The following is a 3,277-nucleotide window of genomic DNA, read 5'->3' as shown; positions in this document are numbered from 1 at the left end:
AAAGATCCCAAAAACGTCCGGGACAGCAACTTGCTCCACCTTGCGACGCCGGTTTGCGACGGGCAGAGCGTGTTCACTGTGGCTCACTACCGTGATCAGCTTTGGGTGACTGCGGTCGATTTTTCCGGACGCGTGTTGTGGCAGAACCCGGCGGGTCGTTACCTGTCGGAAACAGGTAGCGTCTCGTCGCCGACCCTCTACAAGTCGCTGGTGATCGTCAACGCAGATCAGGCCCGAGACAGCTACATTGCGGCAATTCATCGTCAGACGGGAGAAGTCATCTGGCGCACGCGACGCCCCAAGGGGGAAAGCCTGGGAGCGCCCGTGGTCGGAACAATCGCCGGTCGTGCTCAAGTGGTCGTCGGCGGGCCGGGGGCCGTCATCAGTTACGACCCGGCAACGGGTGAACCCCTCTGGACGTGTCGAATTTCCGCATCACATGTCCTGAGCTCCGTGACCTTTGATTCAGAACGCGTGTTTGCAACAACGGCACAACCCAATGCCGAGGTCATCTGTATCGCGGCGGACGGAACCGGTGATGTGACGACAAGTCATGTCGTGTGGCGCGACGCACGTTTGGCGGGTGAGGTCCCATCGCCCGTATGTCATGGAGGATTACTTTACGTGCTCGCCGAAGACGGGCGACTGTCGTGTGTACAAGCGGCGACGGGAAAACTGGAATGGATCCGGCAACTGTCCGGAACATTCTCTGCCTCACCCGTGATCGCTGGAGACTTCGTCTTTTGTGCGAGCGAATCGGGAGACACCTATTTTGTTCGCACAGGGACAGCAAACCCCGTCATCATCAAGAACACGCTGGCCGAAGGGATCGTCGCCACCCCGATTTTCGCGGGTGATTCCATCTTCATTCGGACGATTCATCAACTGCACAGAATTTCAGGACAGAACGTAGAACCCGTCGTTGAACGCGGAAGCGACGTGCGAAGACGATTCTAAAAACGGATCCAGACGCAGGACGAAATCACCGTGCGCGATTGTGCTCGGAAGAAGGCGGACCGAAACGAGGGAAGCCTCCTCCATGCAAAGCCCGGGCATCTGTCACCCGAGCACAGTCCAGCACGGTGATTTGCGTCGTCCCCGGTGGACGAGATGGCGAACCGAGGCTGCCACAGGACCAGTGAACGCTTACAGAACTTGTCCTTCGATCAGATTGCCGTTCGATTTGACTCGAACGACGCTGCCGGCAGGGCAGACAGCGCGTTTCAGCGTGCCGATCCCCACGCCCTTTGTTTGGGCCGGATCTGGATTCTCGCTGTCGCTGGCCGCGGACGTCAGCACACCCACTTCGCTCTCTCCGGCAGCATCAAAAACAGGAGAGCCACTTGCCGGAGCAATCGGAGATTCAAACCGAATCCGTCGGATCTCACGGTTCGTGTGGCCCAGTGCATCCAGGCGAGCAATCGTCTCCTGACCGAGATAACAACCCTTGTTGAATGAAACACACTGTCTCGTACGAGCCACTTCTTGCGCCAAGTAGTCCTCTGTGAAGTCTTGTCCGAAGAGCGGGTACCCCGCTTCGATCCGCAAGTACTCGAACTGGTCTGAAGTCCCTTCAGGGATACCTACCGATATCATGCCCTGTTTGACGCGGTCCACCTGGCTCCGGGGAATCGACATCAGAAAACCAGGTGCTCCAAAGAGGTCGACGCGACGAATATCGATTGCCGTGTCGTGAAGCTCGCGCTGCTCTGAGTCACCGATCCGCATGGTCTCAGGAAGCTGCAGCAACTGTGTCGCCAGCGGTCCTGACACGAACAGTTCTCCAAAATCGTCCTCATGAGCAATCAGTTGCACGTCGTCGATCAGAACGAACTTCTGAAGGTGCGGCAGGATGGCTGACTGCTGCTGAGGGGCCCCGTCCAGCCAGTGCGAATCCTCACGACAGAAAACATAGACGTGAGCGACCACTTTTCCTTTCAGGCTGGTCACGAATGTTTCGCAACCGGTTCCCGGTTTCAGTGACTTGATGTCATTCGACATGAAGCTGTGCAGGAAACGAGCGCGATCCGCCCCCCGAACTTCAATTTGTGTTCGATTGCTGACATCAAACACGACCACGCTTGAACCGGCTGCGTTTCGGATCGCTGCCAGAGAAATCGATGAGTTTCGGTTATCAGTGCTCAATGGATGCTGCCTTTTCTTGTGATGATCGCGATCTTCGCCCGGATAGCAAGAGCCGTAATTCGGTCAGGTTCACAAGGCGTGCCGTGAAGAGGAAGGCTAATCCACCCATTCCCATGGGAAGGACCAACCGAACTAGCCGCTCCAGGAACTCTACCCGAATCGGGAATGAGGTCGGCATCAACAGGCAGACCAGAACCATCACCAGGGTCGCCGTCAATGTTTTCAGCGTGGTGATGCCGATCTCACGCCAGTTGAGCGTTCCCAGTTTGTGCTGAAGCATGAGCGCCGTCACGGTGCTTTGTCCCGCCGCGACGAATGCCGTGGAAAAGGCGAGCCCAATTCCGCCCAGAGGCCAGATCAGTGTCAGATTCAGCACAAAATTAATCGCGACCGCTCCGAGACCGATGTACATCGGAGTCAGTCGATCCCCGATCGCATAGAAGCCACGTTGCAGGATCAGCAGGCCACAGTACGCCCAGACCCCGGAACCGTAAGCGGCAATCATCTGTCCCGTTGTTTGAGCAGCCTGCGCATCAAACTTGCCATACTCGAAGAAGAATGTCGCCAGTGGCTGACCAATCAGAATCAGGCCGGCGCTCGCGGGCAATCCGATGGCAATTACCAGGCGGATTCCAAACGACAGATCTGATCTCAGCTTGTCCGAGTCCCCATTCTGGGCATGCGCCGTTAACAGGGGGAACAGGACTGTCCCGAGAGCAACCCCGAACACACCGAGGGGAAACTGATAAAGACGCTGGCCGAGGTACAAGGCCGTCGCAGTCCCTTCACGAAGAGGATAATTCAACGCCCAGGGAAGGGGCATCAGTTCGTTGGAGCCCGCTGGCTGCGTGAATCCCCAGGCGACGAAACTGTCCAGGACCGCGTTGAGTTGTGTGATCGATACTCCAATCACGACCGGCAACATGCTTCTGGCAATTCGTCCCACCTGCCCCATCGACAGCCGCCAGTCAGAGCGGAACCCGAAGCCGCACTGCGTTAAGACGCTCAGCGGAAAAATCAGCTGAAGTACCCCGCCGATCAGCACACAGACCGCAACGACGTAGACCTGCGTAATCTCGTCCGTCCAGAACGGAACGATTCCCCACAGACTCAGCAGCCACACGGCATTCAG

The 3,277-nt window shown here is 57.3% G+C and carries 3 protein-coding genes; 1 reads left to right on the top strand and 2 read right to left on the bottom strand.

From position 1 onward, the window contains the following. Nucleotides 1–957 (top strand): PQQ-binding-like beta-propeller repeat protein (locus VGE80_RS05705; protein WP_440591978.1); only part of this gene is annotated, 957 nt, incomplete at its 5' end. 189 nt (nucleotides 958–1,146) lie between these two features. On the opposite strand, the gene ygfZ is transcribed toward VGE80_RS05705, so the two are convergent. Together ygfZ and murJ are read right to left on the bottom strand one after the other, a co-directional pair. Continuing rightward, nucleotides 1,147–2,145 (bottom strand): CAF17-like 4Fe-4S cluster assembly/insertion protein YgfZ, encoded by a 999-nt coding sequence (ygfZ, locus tag VGE80_RS05700; protein WP_440591977.1) that lies wholly within the window; start codon nucleotides 2,143–2,145, stop codon nucleotides 1,147–1,149. Next, on the bottom strand, nucleotides 2,135–3,277 hold a 1,143-nt coding region (gene murJ / locus VGE80_RS05695; RefSeq protein ID WP_440591976.1), incomplete at its 5' end, for a murein biosynthesis integral membrane protein MurJ. The genes ygfZ and murJ, both read right to left, overlap by 11 nt.

The sequence above is a fragment of the Schlesneria sp. genome (assembly GCF_036405755.1).
Classification (GTDB): Bacteria; Planctomycetota; Planctomycetia; order Planctomycetales; family Planctomycetaceae; genus Schlesneria; species Schlesneria sphaerica.
Note: the sequence above shows the minus strand (reverse complement) of the source record. Positions and strands in the feature narration are given on the sequence as shown.